Raw genomic sequence first — 15913 nt, forward strand, 5'->3', positions numbered from 1 at the left:
GCAAAGAAAACGAAGGCGCCTTCGTTGACGTTGGTGTACGCCCGGGCACAGTATCGGTCCAACCGATTGTTGCGATATAGGATATCGCCAAAATGAATTTCGCTACCTTCGACCTGAACCTCATGCGGGTGCTCGATGCGCTTCTGCGCGAAGGATCGACGGTGCAGGCTGGCCGGCGGCTCAATATGTCCCAATCGGCCGTATCGGGCGCCCTGTCGCGGCTGCGCTATGCGCTGGGCGACGAGCTTTTCGTTCGTCACGGCAACCGGCTGGTGCCGACCGCTTACGCCAAACGCATCGAGCTGCCGCTACGCGAGGAGCTGGATCGGCTGGCAACCCTCTTCGCTCCGCCGACGACCTTCGATCCGGCAACGGCCGAAGGCACCTTCCGCATCACCGCGAGCGACTTCTTTGCCGAAATGCTGATGCCGCCGCTCGCTGACCATTTACGCAAAGAGGCGCCGCTGATCCGGGCACAGCTCGTCGACCTGGTGCCGACCAGCTATATCGACAGCCTCGAGACCTATCGCGCCGACCTTGCGTTGATCCCGCGCCAGGAGGTGCCGGACTGGACGAAGAGCCTGCCTTTGTTTCATTCGAGCTTCGTCGTCATCGCCCGGCGCAGGCACCCGCGCCTGGCGGCAGAAAAAATCGTGCCCGACGACGTGGTGCCGATCGACCTCTTCTGCGACCTCGGTCATGTGCTGTTCTCGCCCGAGGGCAATTTCTCGGCCATGGGTGACGCAGCCCTCGCCAGGGTCGGCCGCCGTCGGCAGGTGATGATGACGCTGCCGGTCTTTTCGGGCGTGTGCCGCGCCGTTGCCGAAAGCGAGCTCATCGGCCTTGTGCCGCGCCAGCTCGCTGAGCGCGTCGCGCCCCAAATTGGCCTCGATATCTACCGTCCGCCCATGTCGATCGAGCCCGCACTCATCATCGCCGTCTGGCACAAGCGCCTGAACTCGAGCCCGCTGCATGCCTGGATGACGGAGCAGGTCGTGGCTCTCATGCGCCAGCTCAACGAGGGCGAGGAGAAGAGCGTGACTTGAGGGGGCACGCGATCCGCTCCGTTTCGAAGCTAATCCGACAGGAACGCCTTGATCCGCTGCGCCGTCTCGGCCGGATACTCCTCCGGAAAGAAGTGCCCGCCGTCTGTCGCCTCACCCGCGGCAAGCTCGGCCCATTGACGCCAGAGGCCCATCGGCCCGCCAGCGTCAGAGTACCACTCGGCGAGCGCTCCCTGCCCGCTCCACAGTGCGAGCAGCGGACAGGCGATTGTCTTGCCGGCACGCCTGTCCACTGCATCGTGGTCGCGGTCGATCGAGGCGGCGGCTCGATACTCTTCGCAGATCGCGTGCACATGCGCGGGATCGGAAAGCGCCGCGATATAGGCGTCGCGAACGTCCGGCGGGAACATGTCCGCCGGTGAGCCCCATCCGCCGAGGGCGTTGTCGACCACGGCGTCCGCGGCGCCAAGGATCATCCGCTCCGGAAGCGGAGCAGGTTGCGCAAGCAGGCAGAACGGCCAGAAGGCAAGAGCAAGTCGGGCATCGGCCCGCTCCCACACCTCGGCGGTTGGAACGATGTCGAGCGCAACGATGTGGGTCACCCGATCCGGATAGTCGAGCGCCATGCGATAGGCGACGCGACCGCCCCGGTCATGCCCGACCACGGCGAACCGCTCGCACCCCAATCGGCTCATGACCTCGGCCAGGGTCAGGGCCATGGACCGTTTCGACATAGATGCATGATCGTCTTCATCAGCCGGACATTGACTGGCGCCATAGCCGGGGAGGTCAGCGACGACGACGGTGAAGTCCTCCTGCAGCAGCCGCGCAACGTCCCGCCACATCAGACCCGTTTCCGGAAAGCCGTGGAGGAGCAGCACCGCCGGCCCGCTCCCTGCGGTCTGAACGAACACGCCGCCACGGTCGGTCTCGATCAGGCGTGCGTCCATGCCGTCGATGGTTCTGGTCATCTGCACCTCCGCAAGGTGCACAGCGTGCGGTGGAAACGAGGCGATGATATGGGAAACCATTGCCGTCGGAGTGCTTGTGCGAGCCGCGAAAATATCACCAACTCAGGATCATTCCCGCGAAAGCGGGAACCTCCGTTTCCCCTGCCTGCACCGCCAACAGAGGTCCCCGCTTCGCGAGGATGACCCGGTGAATTGGAGAGGAATGGTGCCCACACACTCCGCACCACCTACCTTTCGGTGGTTTCCTCCGCCACCCCTCTCACCTCGCTGTTGGCCGGCGCCTCCAGTTTCTCCTCGAGCACATTGGCCAACCACATCGCGCAGATCAGGGCGATGATGAAGACGATGTGGCTGCGGGCGTTGATCAGGCCTTCGCGGAAGGTCATGGTGCTGCCTCCCCGTCGTCCGGCTGCCAGAAGGCGGCCCGCACCATCACCATCATCGAGAGCATGTTGTTGAGCCCCCAGAAGCTGTTGGTGAGGATGCCGCCAATGGTAAAGCCGCCAATGCCCAGCACGTAGCTCGCCGTGCCAAAGAGGATGGCGCTGCCGGTGATGGCGATGACGGCGATATGCGGCCAGACGAGGTAGAGATGGCGGCCGGACTGGCGCTCCTTGGGCGTGACCGGAAAGCTGATCTTCTTGCCGCGCAGCACCGTCCAGATCGCTCTGAGGTTGATCGGGAAGAAGGCCAGATAACTCGCCTCGCTCCGCCCGCCCGGGATGCCCCACGTCCCGACCATCTTGGCGAGCTGGAGGCAGATGAGGAACGGCAGCAGCCGGGCGAAGAAGTCGGACGAATATGCGGTCACAGGGCCGATGCTGGTGAGGAGGTAGATGACCGGGGCGCAAAGGAAGACGACGTTCCAGATGCCTGCGAGATAGGACCAGAAGGTCGAGGCATACATCAGCCTTTGCGACCAGGTGAAACCCCGGCGCAGGAGCGAAAAATTGTTGAAGAGGATATCGAGGCTTCCCCCGGCATATTTGAAGCGCTGGATCGTCCAGGAGAGCAGGTCCTGCGGCGAGAGCATCTTGGATTCGACATAAGGGTGCATCACCGACCGCCAGCCCCGCTCGCGGTCGGAATGGAGGATCATCGAGGTGAAGATGTCCTCCGAGACGTGGAACTTGTAAGGGGAAAGGACACTCGCGCCGACAGCTTCGGCCCTTATCGCCTCGAGTAGCTCCGGCGAGATCTCGCTCGTGCGGCTGACCCGGCGCAGTTCGTTCGTCGTATCGGCGATCGATAACTCGACCTGGCTGCTGAAGCTGCGCAGGGCCGCCTCCATCACCGCTTCGCGCCGATGGATCGAGCCTGCCCCGCAGCAGAATGCGGCGTTCGCCCAGTTCCGGCGCCGCAGGATCACGTCGTAGAACATGCGCGGGTCGTTGACGAACGGGTCCTCGCCGAACCGGATCGGGCCGACCAGCCTTTCGACGAACGACCCGACCCCACGCCCGAGGGTGCCGAACCGATCGGACATCGTCTCGGTCAGGGTATAGCCCTCGGGAAGATCGAAGAACCATTGCGGCGTTTGCACCCAGGCCACCTGCGGGTCGCGGAAATAGCCGAGCGTGCGCTCGAGGATCGTCGGGAAGGGCCTTGTATCGGCGTCGCAGATCACCAGGAAATCGCCCGAGGTATTCTCCATGGCATTGCGCAGGTTCCCGGCCTTGAAGCCTTCATTGGTGTCCCGCGTGATGTAGTTGACGCCTTCCTCCTCGCAGACTTCCCGCATGCTCCGGCGCCTGCCGTCGTCGAGCACATGGACCCTGATATCGATCGGGTGGGGATAGCTTATGCGTTTGGCATCCCTGATGCCGAGCCGCACCAGCTCGGGCTCCTCGCTATAGGTGGTGAACATGATGTCGACGGCGAGCAGGCGCGACGGATCGTCGGTCTCGCTGCTGCACTCGCCGATCCGAGCCGGCGGCGGCAGGATCGGCAGGTCCGTCACCGCCCAAAGGTTCACTCCATAGAGGACGAGCCCGATATAAGAGCAGGTCTCGGCAGTAACGAGCGGGATGGCGAACCACAGCGCGTCATAGTTGAGCGAGGCCGTCCAGCGCCACCAGAGATATCCGGCACCGAGGCCGAGCGTGATGGTGATGAGGAGTTGCCAGAGCACCTGGCGCGCAACCGAATGCGGTATCGGATCGGGAGGGACGCGGTCTTCGTAGCGGTCGAAATAGAAAGTGGCGCGCCGCAAATCTGGGGCGCGGTCGCTTTTTGCCTCTTCGTTGGTGACGTCTGAGGACATTCGATGCCCCCTACTCAGAGTGTTGTGTCTTGAGGCGCTTCACCGGTGCAGAGTTCGGATGAAAGACAAGGGTGAGCTGGTTGCCGTGCTCGGTGGTCCGGTAATCGATGCCGTCGCAACAATGCTGGATAAGGGCCATTCCGCGGCCGGTCTCGTCGAGGTCCGGAACCGTGTGATCGTCCGGCTCCGGGCCGGGCTCGAAGGCGGACGACGGAATGGGTATCCCGGTATCGCGCAGAATGACGGTGACCGCAGTATCGACCTCGAAGGTGACGTCGATCAGCCCTTCCTCACCGTGGTAGCCATGCTTGGCGATGTTGACCAGGGCCTCGGCAAGAGCGATCTGCAGGCAATCGAGCTTGGCCTGGTCAAGATGACCGCTCGCCTGCTCAGTCAGCACTTCAGTGACCTGATCGATCCTGGCAAGGTCCGTTGGAAGGACGATCCGGCGCATGGGTCTAGACCTGTTCGAACGCAGCGCTGGCGCTGGCGACATCGGGAAAGATCCGGAAGATCCTGTCCATGCGCGTCAGCGCGAACATGGTGGCGACGGGCCGCTGCAGCCCGCAGAGCGCCAGGTCACCGCGCGGGCCGAGGCGCTTGAGGATGCCGACCAGCGCTCCAAGGCCTGTCGAGTCGATGAAGTTGACCCCCTTGAGGTCGAGGATCAGGCGATGGCTACCGCCCTCGACGACGCCAAGTATCTCCTCCTTGAATTTCGGGGCGGTCGCGGCGGTAATCCTCATGTCACCCGGATCCAGCACTGCCGTGCCGTTGTCGAGCTGAACGACATCGATCATTGTGGGTTCTCCCTGTCGATGATGATGAGCGAGACGTCGTCTTCGAGCGGTTCTCCCTCCGTCCACGCCGCGAGTTGCCGAGTCAGATGGTCAAGTGCGACTTGCGGGAGATCACCCCTCATATCGCGCATAGAAGAGGCGAGGCGCTCGGCACCGAAGGGCTCGCCGCTGGCATTGGCTGCCTCGGTAACGCCATCTGAGTAGACGACGAGGCGGTCCCCCGGTGCAAAGCCGATCGATCCCTCGTCGAATATCGCATCGGAAAGCAGAGCAACGGGCATGCCGCCTTCGCCGACGAATCTGGCACGCCCGTTGCTGCCGAGCAGGAGCGGGCTCGGATATCCCGCCTGGCAATAAACAAGCCTGTCGAGGCGTTCGTCGATCGTGCCGACGAACAGGGTGAAATAGGTCTCGGCCCCTTCCCTGAAGAAGCGCGCGTTGAGAACGTCGGCGACGCGCTTAGGCTGCAGCGTGCCGTCGTCCCGGCGGACCGCCATATTGGTGAAGAACTCCTCGCTCGCCATGTAGCCGAGCGCCACAGCAGCGAGTGCGGCCCTGACCCCGTGGCCAGAAACGTCCGCGCCAAAGAAGCCGACGCGGCCCTCGCCGATGCGGAAATGGTTGAAGACGTCCCCCGACACCGCGCGTGACGGCAGGAAAACGGAGGAGAACCGGCACCCGCAGATCCTGACATCCGGGTCGGGCAACAGGGCGCGTTGCGCGCTGGCCGCCGCATCCAGGTCGTCCTTGATGATCCGATTGGCTTCCTGCAGCCGTTGGTTCTTAGCCCTGAGATCCCGCTCATAGGTCATCAGCCGCTCGGCGGCCCGCAGCCTCGCGACGAGCGAAGCGGTATCGATGGGCTTGGACATGAACTCGTCGGCGCCGGCCTCGAGCCCGCGCATGCGGGCTTCGCTGGCACCAAGTCCGGTAAAGACGATGACGTAGATGTAGCGGCCGAGATCCGTCTCGCGCAGGCGCCGGACGAGCTCAAGGCCGTCCATCTCGGGCATGGTGATGTCGGTCAATAGAATCGAGGCGCTGCCCCGCTCGAGCGCCTCCAGCGCAGCGGCTCCGTCTTCTGTAGCCTCGACCTCGTAGTTCAGCCGGCTCAGCACCGTCTTCAGCACGAGGCGTTCGCCCAGATCGTCATCGGCGACCACGACTTGCATTGCGTGACGGAAACGCTGAGGCGAGCCGCGAGGTGCCGCCGCGAGCGGAGGACCTTGGCAACTGAGTTACCAAAACGCTAAGCCGTACGGGGCGTTTGTCCGGTTGCGCGTCGAGAGCCGGTCAGCGGACGGCGGCTCATGCCCCCGCAGCACTTTTCCGGGCCAGAGCCTGCAGTGCCTCGAAGATTGCGAAGCGCTCGTCGTGCACTGCGCTGATCGACTGGCTAGCCGGCCTGTAGCGGGTAGAAAAGGCGGACATCGCGCCCATCGCCGTCTCGATGTCGGAATAAAGGCCTGCAGCAACGCTGGCAAGAATGGCCGACCCCAGCAGCACCGGCTCCTCGGTCTCGGGCGCTGCCACCTCGACGCCGGTGGTATCGGCAAGGAGCTGGCGCACGAGGTCACTGCGCCCTGCCCCGCCGCTGATGACGATGCGCTCGATCTCGCAGCCGGCGCGGGCCTGCGCCTCGATGATCTGGCGCAGGCCGTAACCGATGCCGCAAAGGCCGGCGATGTAGAGGGCGACGAGGCTATCGAGATCCCGCTCCATGCCGATGCCGAGAATGGCGGCCCTGGTGTTGGGATCGGCATGAGGCGCGCGATTGCCGAGGAACTCCGGCACGATATGCACCCCGCCCGCCAGCTCCACCACGCGCCCGAGATCATCGACCCGCGCCAGGGCTTGGCGGGACAGCCAGTCGGGAAGCGAAAGGCCAACCTCTTCCGCGCGCCGGTGGGCCTCCGCCGAATAGGGGTGGAAGTCGAGCAGCTGCTCGATCGCCGCGCCCGCCGCCGATTGGCCGCCCTCGTTGAGCCAGGCGCCGGGCACCATGGCCGAATAGTAAGGCCCCCAAACCCCGGGCACGAAGACCGGCTCGTTTGTGGTCGTCATCGTGCAGGAGGAGGTGCCGAAGACATAAGCGAGATTAGCCTGTGGTCCGCCGCCATCGCGGGCGCCGACCGATCCGATGCCGCCCGCATGCGCATCGATGAGACCGGCGGCGACGGGCGTGGCGGGAAGAAGACCTAAGTCGTGCGCGGCAGCTTCGGTCAGGCCATTGCCCAAGGGCGCTCCGGGATCGACGATCCTTGTGCCGACGCGGGCAAAACCCTCGTCGGCCAGGTCGTTCAGCCCCACCGCCTCGAAATAGCTCGCGTCCCAGCGCTGCTCGTGGCCGAGATAGGTCCATTTACAGGTCAGCGTGCAGTTGGACCGCGAAAGGTCCCCGGTCGCCCGCCAGGTGAGGAAATCGGCAAGATCGAAGAACTGCCACGCGCCCCGGAAGACGTCCGGCCGGTTCTCCTTCAGCCAGAGGAGTTTGGGGGTCTCCATCTCCGGAGAGATGCGCCCCCCGACATAGTCGAGGACGCGGTGGCCGATCTTGTTGATCCGCTCGGCCTGCTCCACCGCCCGGTGGTCCATCCACAGGATGATGTCGCGTTCGGGCCTTTGCGGATCGCCGACCGGCAACGGTTCACCGCCCTCACCCAAAACCACCAGCGAACAGGTCGCATCGAACCCGATCCCGGCGATCTCGCCTGGATCGACACCCGCCACGGCGACCGCGCCTCGGACCGACGCCGCCACCGCCGCCCAGATCTCCGCGCTCGATTGCTCGGCGATCGAACCGCCCTCGCGAAAGACGCTGATGGGACGCTTGTCGGCGCCCAGCAATTTGCCGTCGGGCGTGAACACCCCGGCCCGGGCGCTGCCGGTGCCGACGTCCACACCGATCAGATATCGGGCTGCCGCCGCACCTCTGCCTTGCGATGTCTCGGTCATCTCGGATCCAGTTCCGTTGCGTTATCGTCAGAGATCGACGCTGTTGGGAAGGATCACCAGGTCGCGCACGACCACTCCGCGCGGACGGGTCAACATGAAGAGCACCGCCTCGGCGACCTCACGCGGCTGCATCAGCGATCCATTGGCGAGAGCCTCTTCCATCTTGGCCTTCGGCCAGTCGTCGAGCAGAGCCGTAACCACCGGCCCCGGCAGCACCGCGCCCATGCGGATACCGTGCTGCGACACCTGGCGGCGGGTGGCGTGGAGGAACGCCTGCACCGCGAATTTCGAAGCGGTATAGACCGGCTCCCAGACCACCGGGATCACACCGGCGACGGAACTGGTGAAGATGACGTCGCCGGTCCGGCGCGCGATCATGTGCGGCAGCACGGTGTTCACGCAACGGAAGACCGCGTTGATGTTGAGGTTGAGCATGCGGTCCCAGGCATCCGGGTCGCCTTCGGCGGCGGGACCGCCGACATAGGCGCCGGCATTGGCATGGAAGATGTCGAGCGGCCCGACCAGGGCCTCGATCCTCGGCATCATCCCCGAAACCTGCTTCCCGTCGAGGAGATCGACCACCAGCGGATAGGCGTTTTTGCCAAGTTCAGCACAGAGGCTCTCGAGCTTGTCGGCGGCACGGTCGATGAGGACGACTTTGGCGCCGGCTTCGATGAGGATCTGCGCGCAGGCGAGACCGATCCCGGAGGCGGCGCCGGTGACAGCCGCCGTCTTGCCGTTCAACTGCATGGTCAATTGTGTCTCCTTGGATAGTCAGGCGCGGCCGTGGCTGGCGCGCGATTGCCGGGCGAGCGAGTCGACGATCACCGCGATGGCGAGGACGCCGCCGGTGATCATGTAGCGCAGCGACGAGCTGAGGTTGAGGAGCGTCAGCCCGTTCGAGATCGCCTGGATGACGAGCACGCCGAGTAGCGCCGACCAGGCGGAACCGCGTCCGCCGAAGAGCGACGTTCCCCCGATCACCGCCGCGGCGATGGCATTGAGGTTGACGTCCCCCGCACCCGCCTGCTGACTGGAAGAGGCAAGCCTTGCTGCCGCCAGCACGCCGCCCGCGGCCGCGAAGGTCGAACAGAGGATGAACGCGGAAAGCCTTATGCGCTTGACGTTGATGCCCGAACGCCGGGCCGCCTCTGCGTTGCCGCCGACCGCGAACATCGATCGCCCCCATTTGGTGCGGGTGAACGCGTAGTGCATGATCATGACGAGCAGCACGAAGAGGCCGAACATCCACGGTACGCCGCGGCCCTGGTTGAGATAGTAGGCGGCCAGCAGCAGGGCGGCCGTCAGTACACCGGCCTTGGCGAGGACGACGCTGAGGCTGCCGGGGGAAAGATTTGCCGCGGCGCGCTGCCGGATCGTGCGCAGGCCCGAAAGCACGATCAATATGCCGGGCACGATCGCGACGGTGTAGGAGAACCAGTCCGGCATGATCAGGATCTGCCCGAACCGCACCAGCGGCGAGGCATAGGGCAGGTTGATCGATCCGCTCGGTCCAAGAATGTAGAGCTGGAAGCCCAGGAGCGCGAGCAGGCCCGCCAGGGTCGACACGAAGCTCGGCATGCCGAACCGGTTCAACAGGAAACCGTAGACGCAGCCCATCAGCACGCCCGTCGCGAGGGCCGCACCGATGCCGATCGGCAGTGGCATGCCGCTGTTGACCCAGAGGACGCCGACAATCGCCGAGGCCAGCCCGCTCATCGACCCGATGGAAAGGTCGATCTCGCCCAGCAGCAGAACGCACACAACCCCCAGCGCGATCAACCCGACGGCCGCCGCATCAAACAACAGGTTCACCAGGTTGTTGGGCGCAATGAATACCGGATTGATCGAGGTGAAGACGACCGAGATCAGCAAGAGTCCGAAGATCACCGGCAACATGCCGAGATCCCCCGACCTCGCCCGATCGACGAACCCACGCAGCGCACCGGCGATGCCCTCGTCGCGGCGCAGACGCGTGTCCGCCTGATCAAACCTTGTCTGCTGGGTTTCAGGAGAACTCCGGTTCATGGCTGCTCACCACCAGTTGCTTCGATACCGCGGTCGCGGCGGCGCGACACGGCGTTTTCCCGTGCCCCGGTGATGGCCGTGACCAGTTCCTCGTGCGAGGCTTCGCCGCCGAACACACCGGCATTGCGGCCGAGGCGGAGGACAACAATGCGGTCGGCGACCGCCCGTACGTCTTCCATGTTGTGGGAAATGAGGATGACCCCGTGCCCGCGCGCCCGCACCCGTTCGATAAGGTTCAAGACCTCTGCCGTCTGGGCAACGCCGAGCGCGGCGGTCGGTTCGTCGAGCATGATGACTTTCGGATCAAGCAGCAGCGAGCGCGCGATGGCGACGGTCTGCCGTTGGCCGCCAGACAGCGAGGCCACAGGCTCGCGCACGGACGGAATCCTGGCTGCCAGTTCCTGGAGCAGCTTCCAGGCGCGGACCTCCATCTGTACCTCGTCGAGCCTTAAAGGCGACAGTTCGTGTCCGAGGAAGAGGTTGGCGACGACGTCGAGGTTCTCGCAGAGCGCCAGGTCCTGGAAGACTGTCGCAATGCCCAGTTCCAGCGCCTTGCGTGGATTGTCGACCGTGACCTGCCGGCCGCCGAACTCGATGGTTCCCGTGGTCGGCTGGTGGACGCCGGCGAGGATCTTGACGAGTGTCGACTTACCCGCGCCGTTGTCGCCGACCAGCGCCACCACTTCGCCGGCATGGACGTCGAGCTCGATGTCGGAAAGGGCCGTCACCGCGCCGAACGTCTTGGAAATGCCGCGCAATCGAAGGAGCAGCTCTCCCTGGGGCGGATCTTGCTCGTTCACCGGCGGCATACCGACCTCCTTGTTCTGCCCGCGCACAAATCTTGCGCGGCGGGAAGGAAAGGCTGCGCCGTGAACCCGGCGCAGCCCAGTTATCCTACTCCAGGATACCCAGTTCGCGGCAGGGCTCTTCATATTCGCCGGTGCAGACCTGCTCCGGCGTCTGGATGCCGGCGTCGAAGATCTCAGCCTTGATGTTCTCGCGGGTGACCACAGCCGGAACGAAGAGCGTCGAGGGCGTGTCGTAGAGCGTTGTTTCAGGCTCGGGGGTTTCCCCCTTCAACAAGCTCACCACCACCTCGGCCGCCGCGCGCGCCACGATCTCCGAAGGTTTGGAGATCGTGTTGTACTGGTCGCCCGCGATGATCAGCTGCAGCGCGGCAATGGTTGCGTCGTTGCCGGTCACCGGCGGAACCGGATCGACGCCCGCCGCCTTGAAGGCGGCAATGGCACCGCCTGCGGTACCGTCATTGGCAGCAACGACGCCGATGATCTGGTCGCCAAAGCGCGTGATCTGCCCGGCCGCCCATTCCTGCGCCTCGGGCGGCGCCCAGTCCGGGGTGTCGAACTCGGCAAGGGTTTCGTAATCGGAGGCGTCGAGCGCCGAGTCGATGCCGTCGCGGATGAGCCCGGCCGCCGCATCGGTCGGCGAGCCGTTGATCTGCAGCACGCCCGATCCAGCCGGAACACCCTCGGCCTTCAGATGGTCGACCAGCGACTGGGCAATGGCCCGGCCGATGCCCTCATTGTCGAATGAGACATAGTAGTCGGCAGGCGTGTCCGGGATCGGCCGGTCGTAGGCGATGATCTTGACGTCCTGCGAATGGGCGATCTCGACAAGCGCGGCGGCGGCCGCCGAGTCGACGGGGTCGAGGACGACAACTTTGGCGCCCTGCGCAATCACCGAGTTGAATTGCTGCTGCTGCAGCGCCGCATCGGCGTTCGCGTTTTGGTAGATCACCGTGCAGTCGGGACAGAGCTCGTCCATGGCGGCCTGGAAGCCCGGATAATCGTGCTCCTCATAGCGGGTCGAGGCCTGGTCGGGCATCAGGAAGGCGACGGTCGCCGCCTCCTGGGCCATGGCGACAGTGGCGGACGTGGTGATGGCAACGACCGAGGTCGTCGCGAGTGCATAGGCGATGGACTTCATTTTCTCCTCCAGAGAGCTTCCGGTCGGCGCACAGTGTCCCGGCCATCCGAGGTCGGGTCTGCGTGTCCTGCCGACACGTCCTTTCGCAAAAGCCGTTTCCTCCGCGCGACCGCGTTTTTCGGCGCGCCATCGATTGCGCAAGCTTGCGCAATCGATGTAGCATGATTGTCACGAGGCGGTTTTGCCGTCAAGGTCCCTCACGACGCACGGGGCTCACGATTCGATGGCTGCCAAGGACACGACGCCTGCCAGACGAACGACGATCTATGATCTGGCAGCGCTCGCCGGAACATCGGCGAGCGCGGTGAGCGCTGTGCTCAACGGCTCATGGAAGAAGCGGCGGATCAGCCAGAAGCTGGCCGACCGCATCATGCGAATTGCCGAGGAGCAGGGCTACTCGGTCAACATCCAGGCGAGCCTGTTGCGGCGCGAGCGCTCCAACATCATTGGCATGATCGTGCCCAAATACGACAACCGCTATTTCGGCGCGATCGCCGAACAGTTCGAGGCGCGGGCCCGCAGGCTCGGACTCTTCCCGGTCATCACCTGCACCCAGCGCGATCCCGACCTCGAGCTCGAGGCGGCACGGGAACTGGTCGCCTATCGGATCGACTGCCTGGTCTCGACGGGCGCCACCGATCCCGACCACATCAGCGCACTCTGCGCCGCCGCCGGGGTCAGGACGATCAACCTCGACCTGCCCGGCAGCAAGGCGCCCTCGATCATCTCGGACAACTATTCCGGCGCCCTCGATCTCACCCGCCACATCCTCGACCGCTGCGAAAAGGACTTGGGCGACAAGCGCCCCCTGCTCTTCGTTGGCGGCCGGGCGACCGACCATAATACGGGCGCTCGCATTCGCGGCTTCCGCGATGCCCATGCCGAGCGCGGCATACCGGTGTCGGAAGAATTCATCCTCGCCTGCGGCTATGCCGCCGAAAAGGCCGAACGTGCCCTCGCCGCCCTCGACATGCCCCTACCCAGGGGGATGTTCGTCAATTCGACGATCACCCTCGAAGGCGTCGTGCGCTGGCTCAACCAAAACCGCCCGCCATCCAAGCACCCGTTACGCTACGGGTGCTTCGACTGGGACCCATTCGCCGTGCTCTTGCCCGGCAATATCGGCATGGTGCAGCAGGATGTGACCCACCTTCTCGACAAGGTGTTCGAGGAGTTGGAGACGCCGTCCGGGGCGGGCGAGCCGATCCTGGTGCCGTGTATTCTCAGGACTCTGTAGAAACGAGCATCAGCCCTTGCGTGCCCTGACATGCAGAAAGATCGGCGCAACCCGCGTATCGGCAACCACCGGCTCGGCCAGCGCCACCTCCTCCGACGCCATCGGCTCGCCGAATGCTTCGATCGTCAACTTGGCGCCGACGATCATCGACACCCAGCTCGTCAGTGTGCGATGGAAGCGCGGCACCGAAAACGGCGTCAGCCCTTCGCGCTCTTCTGCCGGAATCGCGGAGAATATCCAGCGCTCGATCCGCCCGTCGGTCTCATCGAAATAGTCTGCGACCTGCACCGCGACGGGCTCTCCGGTTTCGTCCCGGATGTTCCGGCGCGTCGGCGGCACGAAACACGGGTGCAGGATCGAAAACTGCAGGAATCCGCCGGGCTTGAGGAGGCGGTAGACTCCCTCGAGCACCGTGCGCTGGTCCGCCATGTCCATCATAGACATAAAAGCGGTGACGAAGTCGAAGCTCTCGTCCGGAAAGTCGATGCGTTCACCATCGCCGACCACGTACGCGATCCCAAGAGGATCCTGCGCCTCTGTCTCGCGGGCATGGCGAATGAAGGTCGGCGCGATATCGAGCCCCGTCATCCGGGCGCCGAGACGAGCGACGGCCCTTGTATTGGTCCCCTCGCCGCATCCGAGGTCCAACCCTTGAAGACCGGCGACGGTCGGAAGCATGTCGAGAAACGCCGGGGTATTGAGCGCATCGCGGTATTTGTCGTAGCCCGCACGCGAATAGATCGTCCACGTTTCCGCGTTGCTCTCCCAATGTCTGGCGACGTCTTTCGCGTCCATTTCCGCCCTCCTCCTGCAAGCCACACGAACAGCGAGCTATAGGGGCGGCGGAACAGGATGGGAAGGCGGGCACGCCGAAGACGTCCGGCTCTGGATGCGATCCGGGAACCTTTTTCGCCATCGCTGATCCAATTGAACGACGCGGGACGCCATACACCCGCGTGGAACCCAAAAGGAGACGCGAAGTGAAACCACTGCCCCTTGCCGTCGCAGCGCTGCTGCTGGCTGGATCGCTGCCGGCCTTGTCGCACGACATTCCAGCCGAAGTCGCCAAATCGCCGCCCGCCGGCGCGTACAAGGCCGTCAGCAGCCTCGTGACGCTGCCCGACTTCCTGCCGGGTCTCGGGCAGCTCTTCGTCGATCCGGAGAGCCTGCCAGCCGGCCCGTTCCTCGCCTACGATCATGATGGCGGGCTCGTCAGCACCATCTACATGATACCCGTCGAGGACCTGAACCCGGACACCAAGTTCGAGGATCTTGCCGCTCCGGGCGGCGACGTCGACCATGTAGACGTCTACTTCAATGCCGGACACCCCGGCGTCGAGGTGCCCCATGCCCACGTTGTTCTCTGGCACGTTCCGGCGGACGAGGAAGCGCGGGTCGCGCAATGAGCGTGCGCCGCAGGCGACTGGTTGCAGTCGGCGCGGGGATCCTTGCCGGCCTCGTCCTTCGACCTCTCCCGGGGCTCTCGGCAGGCACGGTCGAAGTCGCCATGCAAGGCGGGCCGGACGGATCGCATGTCTGGTTCGATCCCGTCGGCATCCACGTGCGCCCCGGCGAAACTGTTCGCTGGACCAACCGCGATCCGGGCAATTCGCATACGGCCACGGCCTACCATCCGTCCCTCGATGGGCACCCGCTGCGGATACCGAACGGTGCCGAGCCGTGGAATTCGGACTATCTGCTGCCCGACGAGTCATTCGAGGTGACCCTGACGGTCGAAGGGGTCTACGATTACTATTGCATTCCGCATGAGCATGCGGGGATGGCGGGCCGCATCGTCGTCGGCATGCCGCGCACCGATCAGCGGCCTTCCGAAGGCGGTCTGCCGGAGGGCGTATTGGAGAGCTTGCCGGACGTTGCCGAAATCATCTCGGCCGGTACAGTTCACCCCTGACCGATAGCACCACGGAGGAAGCGAGCGATGGTGGCAGTGATGTTCGAACGCGAGAGCCTGACCGGTCTCCATGACGCCGCGCTGGTCAGGATCGCGCGCATGGGCGGCGAGAACGCCATCCGCGAGCTCATCCGGCGCAACAACCAGCGTCTGTTCCGCGTGGCCCGCAGTGTCGTGCGGGACGACGCCGAGGCCGAAGACGTGGTTCAGGAGGCCTATGTCCGGGCGTTCACCGGGCTGGAGGACTTCCGCGAAGAGTCCCGGTTCTCGACGTGGCTGGTGCGGATCGCGCTCAACGAAGCCTTTCGCCGCCTCCGCAAGCGACGGGTGACGACGGACCTGCCGTCACTCGACACTGCGGTCAGCGACGATCCGGGCCTTGTCTCGCTGTTTCCGCTCTCGCTCGTGCCTCTTCCCGCCGACAGTGAAGCGGATCGGAGCCAAATGCGAAATCTGCTCGAACATGCCATTGATCGTCTGCCGGAAGGCTTCCGCATTGTCTTCGTGCTGCGCGACATCGAGGGGCTCAGTGTCGAAGAGACTGCCACGCATCTCGCCATCAAGCCGGAGACGGTCAAGACACGCCTCCACCGTGCCCGCAAGCTGCTCCGCGCCAGCATCGAGGCGCAGCTACATGCGACGTTCTCGGAGCTCTATCCGTTCGATGGGCAAAGATGCGTGCTGATGGCCGAGCGCGTCATCGCCCGGCTCCATCGAAACGGAAGCGATGGAGGCGTTCCATCGTAAGCCATACGAACCGGCGGCCGCTCCCCAAGTAGCGGCCGCCGCGGTTGGT

17 protein-coding genes are annotated in these 15913 nt (G+C 64.6%); 5 read left to right on the forward strand and 12 right to left on the reverse strand.

The annotated features are described in order from the left end of the window. The first annotated feature begins 92 nt into the window (after nt 1-92). The gene (locus QQK18_RS21455) at nt 93-1046 is read left to right on the forward strand and encodes a LysR family transcriptional regulator (protein WP_284342410.1); all 954 of its coding nucleotides are present in this window, start codon (nt 93-95) and stop codon (nt 1044-1046) included. A 29-nt stretch (nt 1047-1075) separates the two neighbouring features. Here QQK18_RS21455 and QQK18_RS21460 read toward each other — a convergent pair whose 3' ends face one another. The 11 genes from QQK18_RS21460 to QQK18_RS21510 form a co-directional block, all read right to left on the reverse strand. Beyond that, complete coding sequence (locus tag QQK18_RS21460; protein WP_284342411.1) at nt 1076-1975, reverse strand: alpha/beta fold hydrolase; 900 nt, start codon at nt 1973-1975, stop codon at nt 1076-1078. Between the two features lie 227 nt (nt 1976-2202). Continuing rightward, nucleotides 2203-2361 carry a hypothetical protein gene (locus QQK18_RS21465; protein ID WP_284342412.1) on the reverse strand — a complete coding sequence of 53 codons (159 nt, stop codon included), beginning with the start codon at nt 2359-2361 and terminating at the stop codon, nt 2203-2205. Then, nucleotides 2358-4238: a glycosyltransferase gene (locus QQK18_RS21470; protein ID WP_284342413.1), complete on the reverse strand. Its 1881-nt coding sequence runs from the start codon at nt 4236-4238 to the stop codon at nt 2358-2360. Before QQK18_RS21470 ends, QQK18_RS21465 begins: the two co-directional genes overlap by 4 nt. A 10-nt stretch (nt 4239-4248) precedes the next feature. Continuing rightward, the gene (locus QQK18_RS21475) at nt 4249-4692 is read right to left on the reverse strand and encodes an ATP-binding protein (RefSeq protein ID WP_284342414.1); all 444 of its coding nucleotides are present in this window, start codon (nt 4690-4692) and stop codon (nt 4249-4251) included. A 4-nt stretch (nt 4693-4696) separates the two neighbouring features. Next, the gene (locus tag QQK18_RS21480; protein ID WP_284342415.1) at nt 4697-5038 is read right to left on the reverse strand and encodes an STAS domain-containing protein; all 342 of its coding nucleotides are present in this window, start codon (nt 5036-5038) and stop codon (nt 4697-4699) included. After that, nucleotides 5035-6210: a PP2C family protein-serine/threonine phosphatase gene (locus QQK18_RS21485; RefSeq protein ID WP_284342416.1), complete on the reverse strand. Its 1176-nt coding sequence runs from the start codon at nt 6208-6210 to the stop codon at nt 5035-5037. The genes QQK18_RS21480 and QQK18_RS21485 overlap by 4 nt, the downstream gene beginning before the upstream one ends. Before the next feature lie 136 nt (nt 6211-6346). Then, complete coding sequence (locus QQK18_RS21490; RefSeq protein WP_284342417.1) at nt 6347-7993, reverse strand: FGGY-family carbohydrate kinase; 1647 nt, start codon at nt 7991-7993, stop codon at nt 6347-6349. A 27-nt stretch (nt 7994-8020) separates the two neighbouring features. Beyond that, complete coding sequence (locus QQK18_RS21495) at nt 8021-8743, reverse strand: SDR family oxidoreductase (protein WP_379993928.1); 723 nt, start codon at nt 8741-8743, stop codon at nt 8021-8023. Nucleotides 8744-8767: 24 nt separating this feature from the next. Next, nucleotides 8768-10021, reverse strand: a complete 1254-nt coding sequence (locus tag QQK18_RS21500; protein ID WP_284342419.1) for a sugar ABC transporter permease — start codon at nt 10019-10021, stop codon at nt 8768-8770. Then, complete coding sequence (locus QQK18_RS21505; protein ID WP_284342420.1) at nt 10018-10830, reverse strand: ATP-binding cassette domain-containing protein; 813 nt, start codon at nt 10828-10830, stop codon at nt 10018-10020. The genes QQK18_RS21500 and QQK18_RS21505 overlap by 4 nt, the downstream gene beginning before the upstream one ends. An 85-nt stretch (nt 10831-10915) precedes the next feature. Continuing rightward, nucleotides 10916-11968, reverse strand: a complete 1053-nt coding sequence (locus QQK18_RS21510) for an ABC transporter substrate-binding protein (protein ID WP_284342421.1) — start codon at nt 11966-11968, stop codon at nt 10916-10918. Between the two features lie 223 nt (nt 11969-12191). Between QQK18_RS21510 and QQK18_RS21515 the strand changes: the two genes are divergently transcribed. Beyond that, a complete protein-coding gene (locus QQK18_RS21515) occupies nt 12192-13205 on the forward strand; it encodes a LacI family DNA-binding transcriptional regulator (protein WP_284342422.1) in 1014 nt (337 codons plus the stop codon). Between the two features lie 9 nt (nt 13206-13214). Here QQK18_RS21515 and QQK18_RS21520 read toward each other — a convergent pair whose 3' ends face one another. After that, nucleotides 13215-14000: a class I SAM-dependent methyltransferase gene (locus QQK18_RS21520; protein WP_284342423.1), complete on the reverse strand. Its 786-nt coding sequence runs from the start codon at nt 13998-14000 to the stop codon at nt 13215-13217. A 185-nt stretch (nt 14001-14185) separates the two neighbouring features. On the opposite strand from QQK18_RS21520, the gene QQK18_RS21525 reads away from it, so the two are divergent. The 3 genes from QQK18_RS21525 to QQK18_RS21535 are packed head-to-tail and all read left to right on the forward strand — an operon-like array spanning nt 14186 to nt 15864. After that, entirely contained in the window at nt 14186-14611 is a 426-nt protein-coding gene (locus QQK18_RS21525; RefSeq protein ID WP_284342424.1) for a DUF5602 domain-containing protein, read from the forward strand. Beyond that, complete coding sequence (locus tag QQK18_RS21530; protein ID WP_284342425.1) at nt 14608-15117, forward strand: plastocyanin/azurin family copper-binding protein; 510 nt, start codon at nt 14608-14610, stop codon at nt 15115-15117. The genes QQK18_RS21525 and QQK18_RS21530 overlap by 4 nt, the downstream gene beginning before the upstream one ends. Nucleotides 15118-15144: 27 nt before the next feature. After that, a complete protein-coding gene (locus tag QQK18_RS21535) occupies nt 15145-15864 on the forward strand; it encodes an RNA polymerase sigma factor (RefSeq protein WP_284342426.1) in 720 nt (239 codons plus the stop codon). Nucleotides 15865-15913 lie beyond the last annotated feature (49 nt).

The sequence above is a fragment of the Devosia nitrariae genome, from assembly GCF_030160115.1.
Taxonomy (GTDB): Bacteria; Pseudomonadota; Alphaproteobacteria; order Rhizobiales; family Devosiaceae; genus Devosia; species Devosia nitrariae.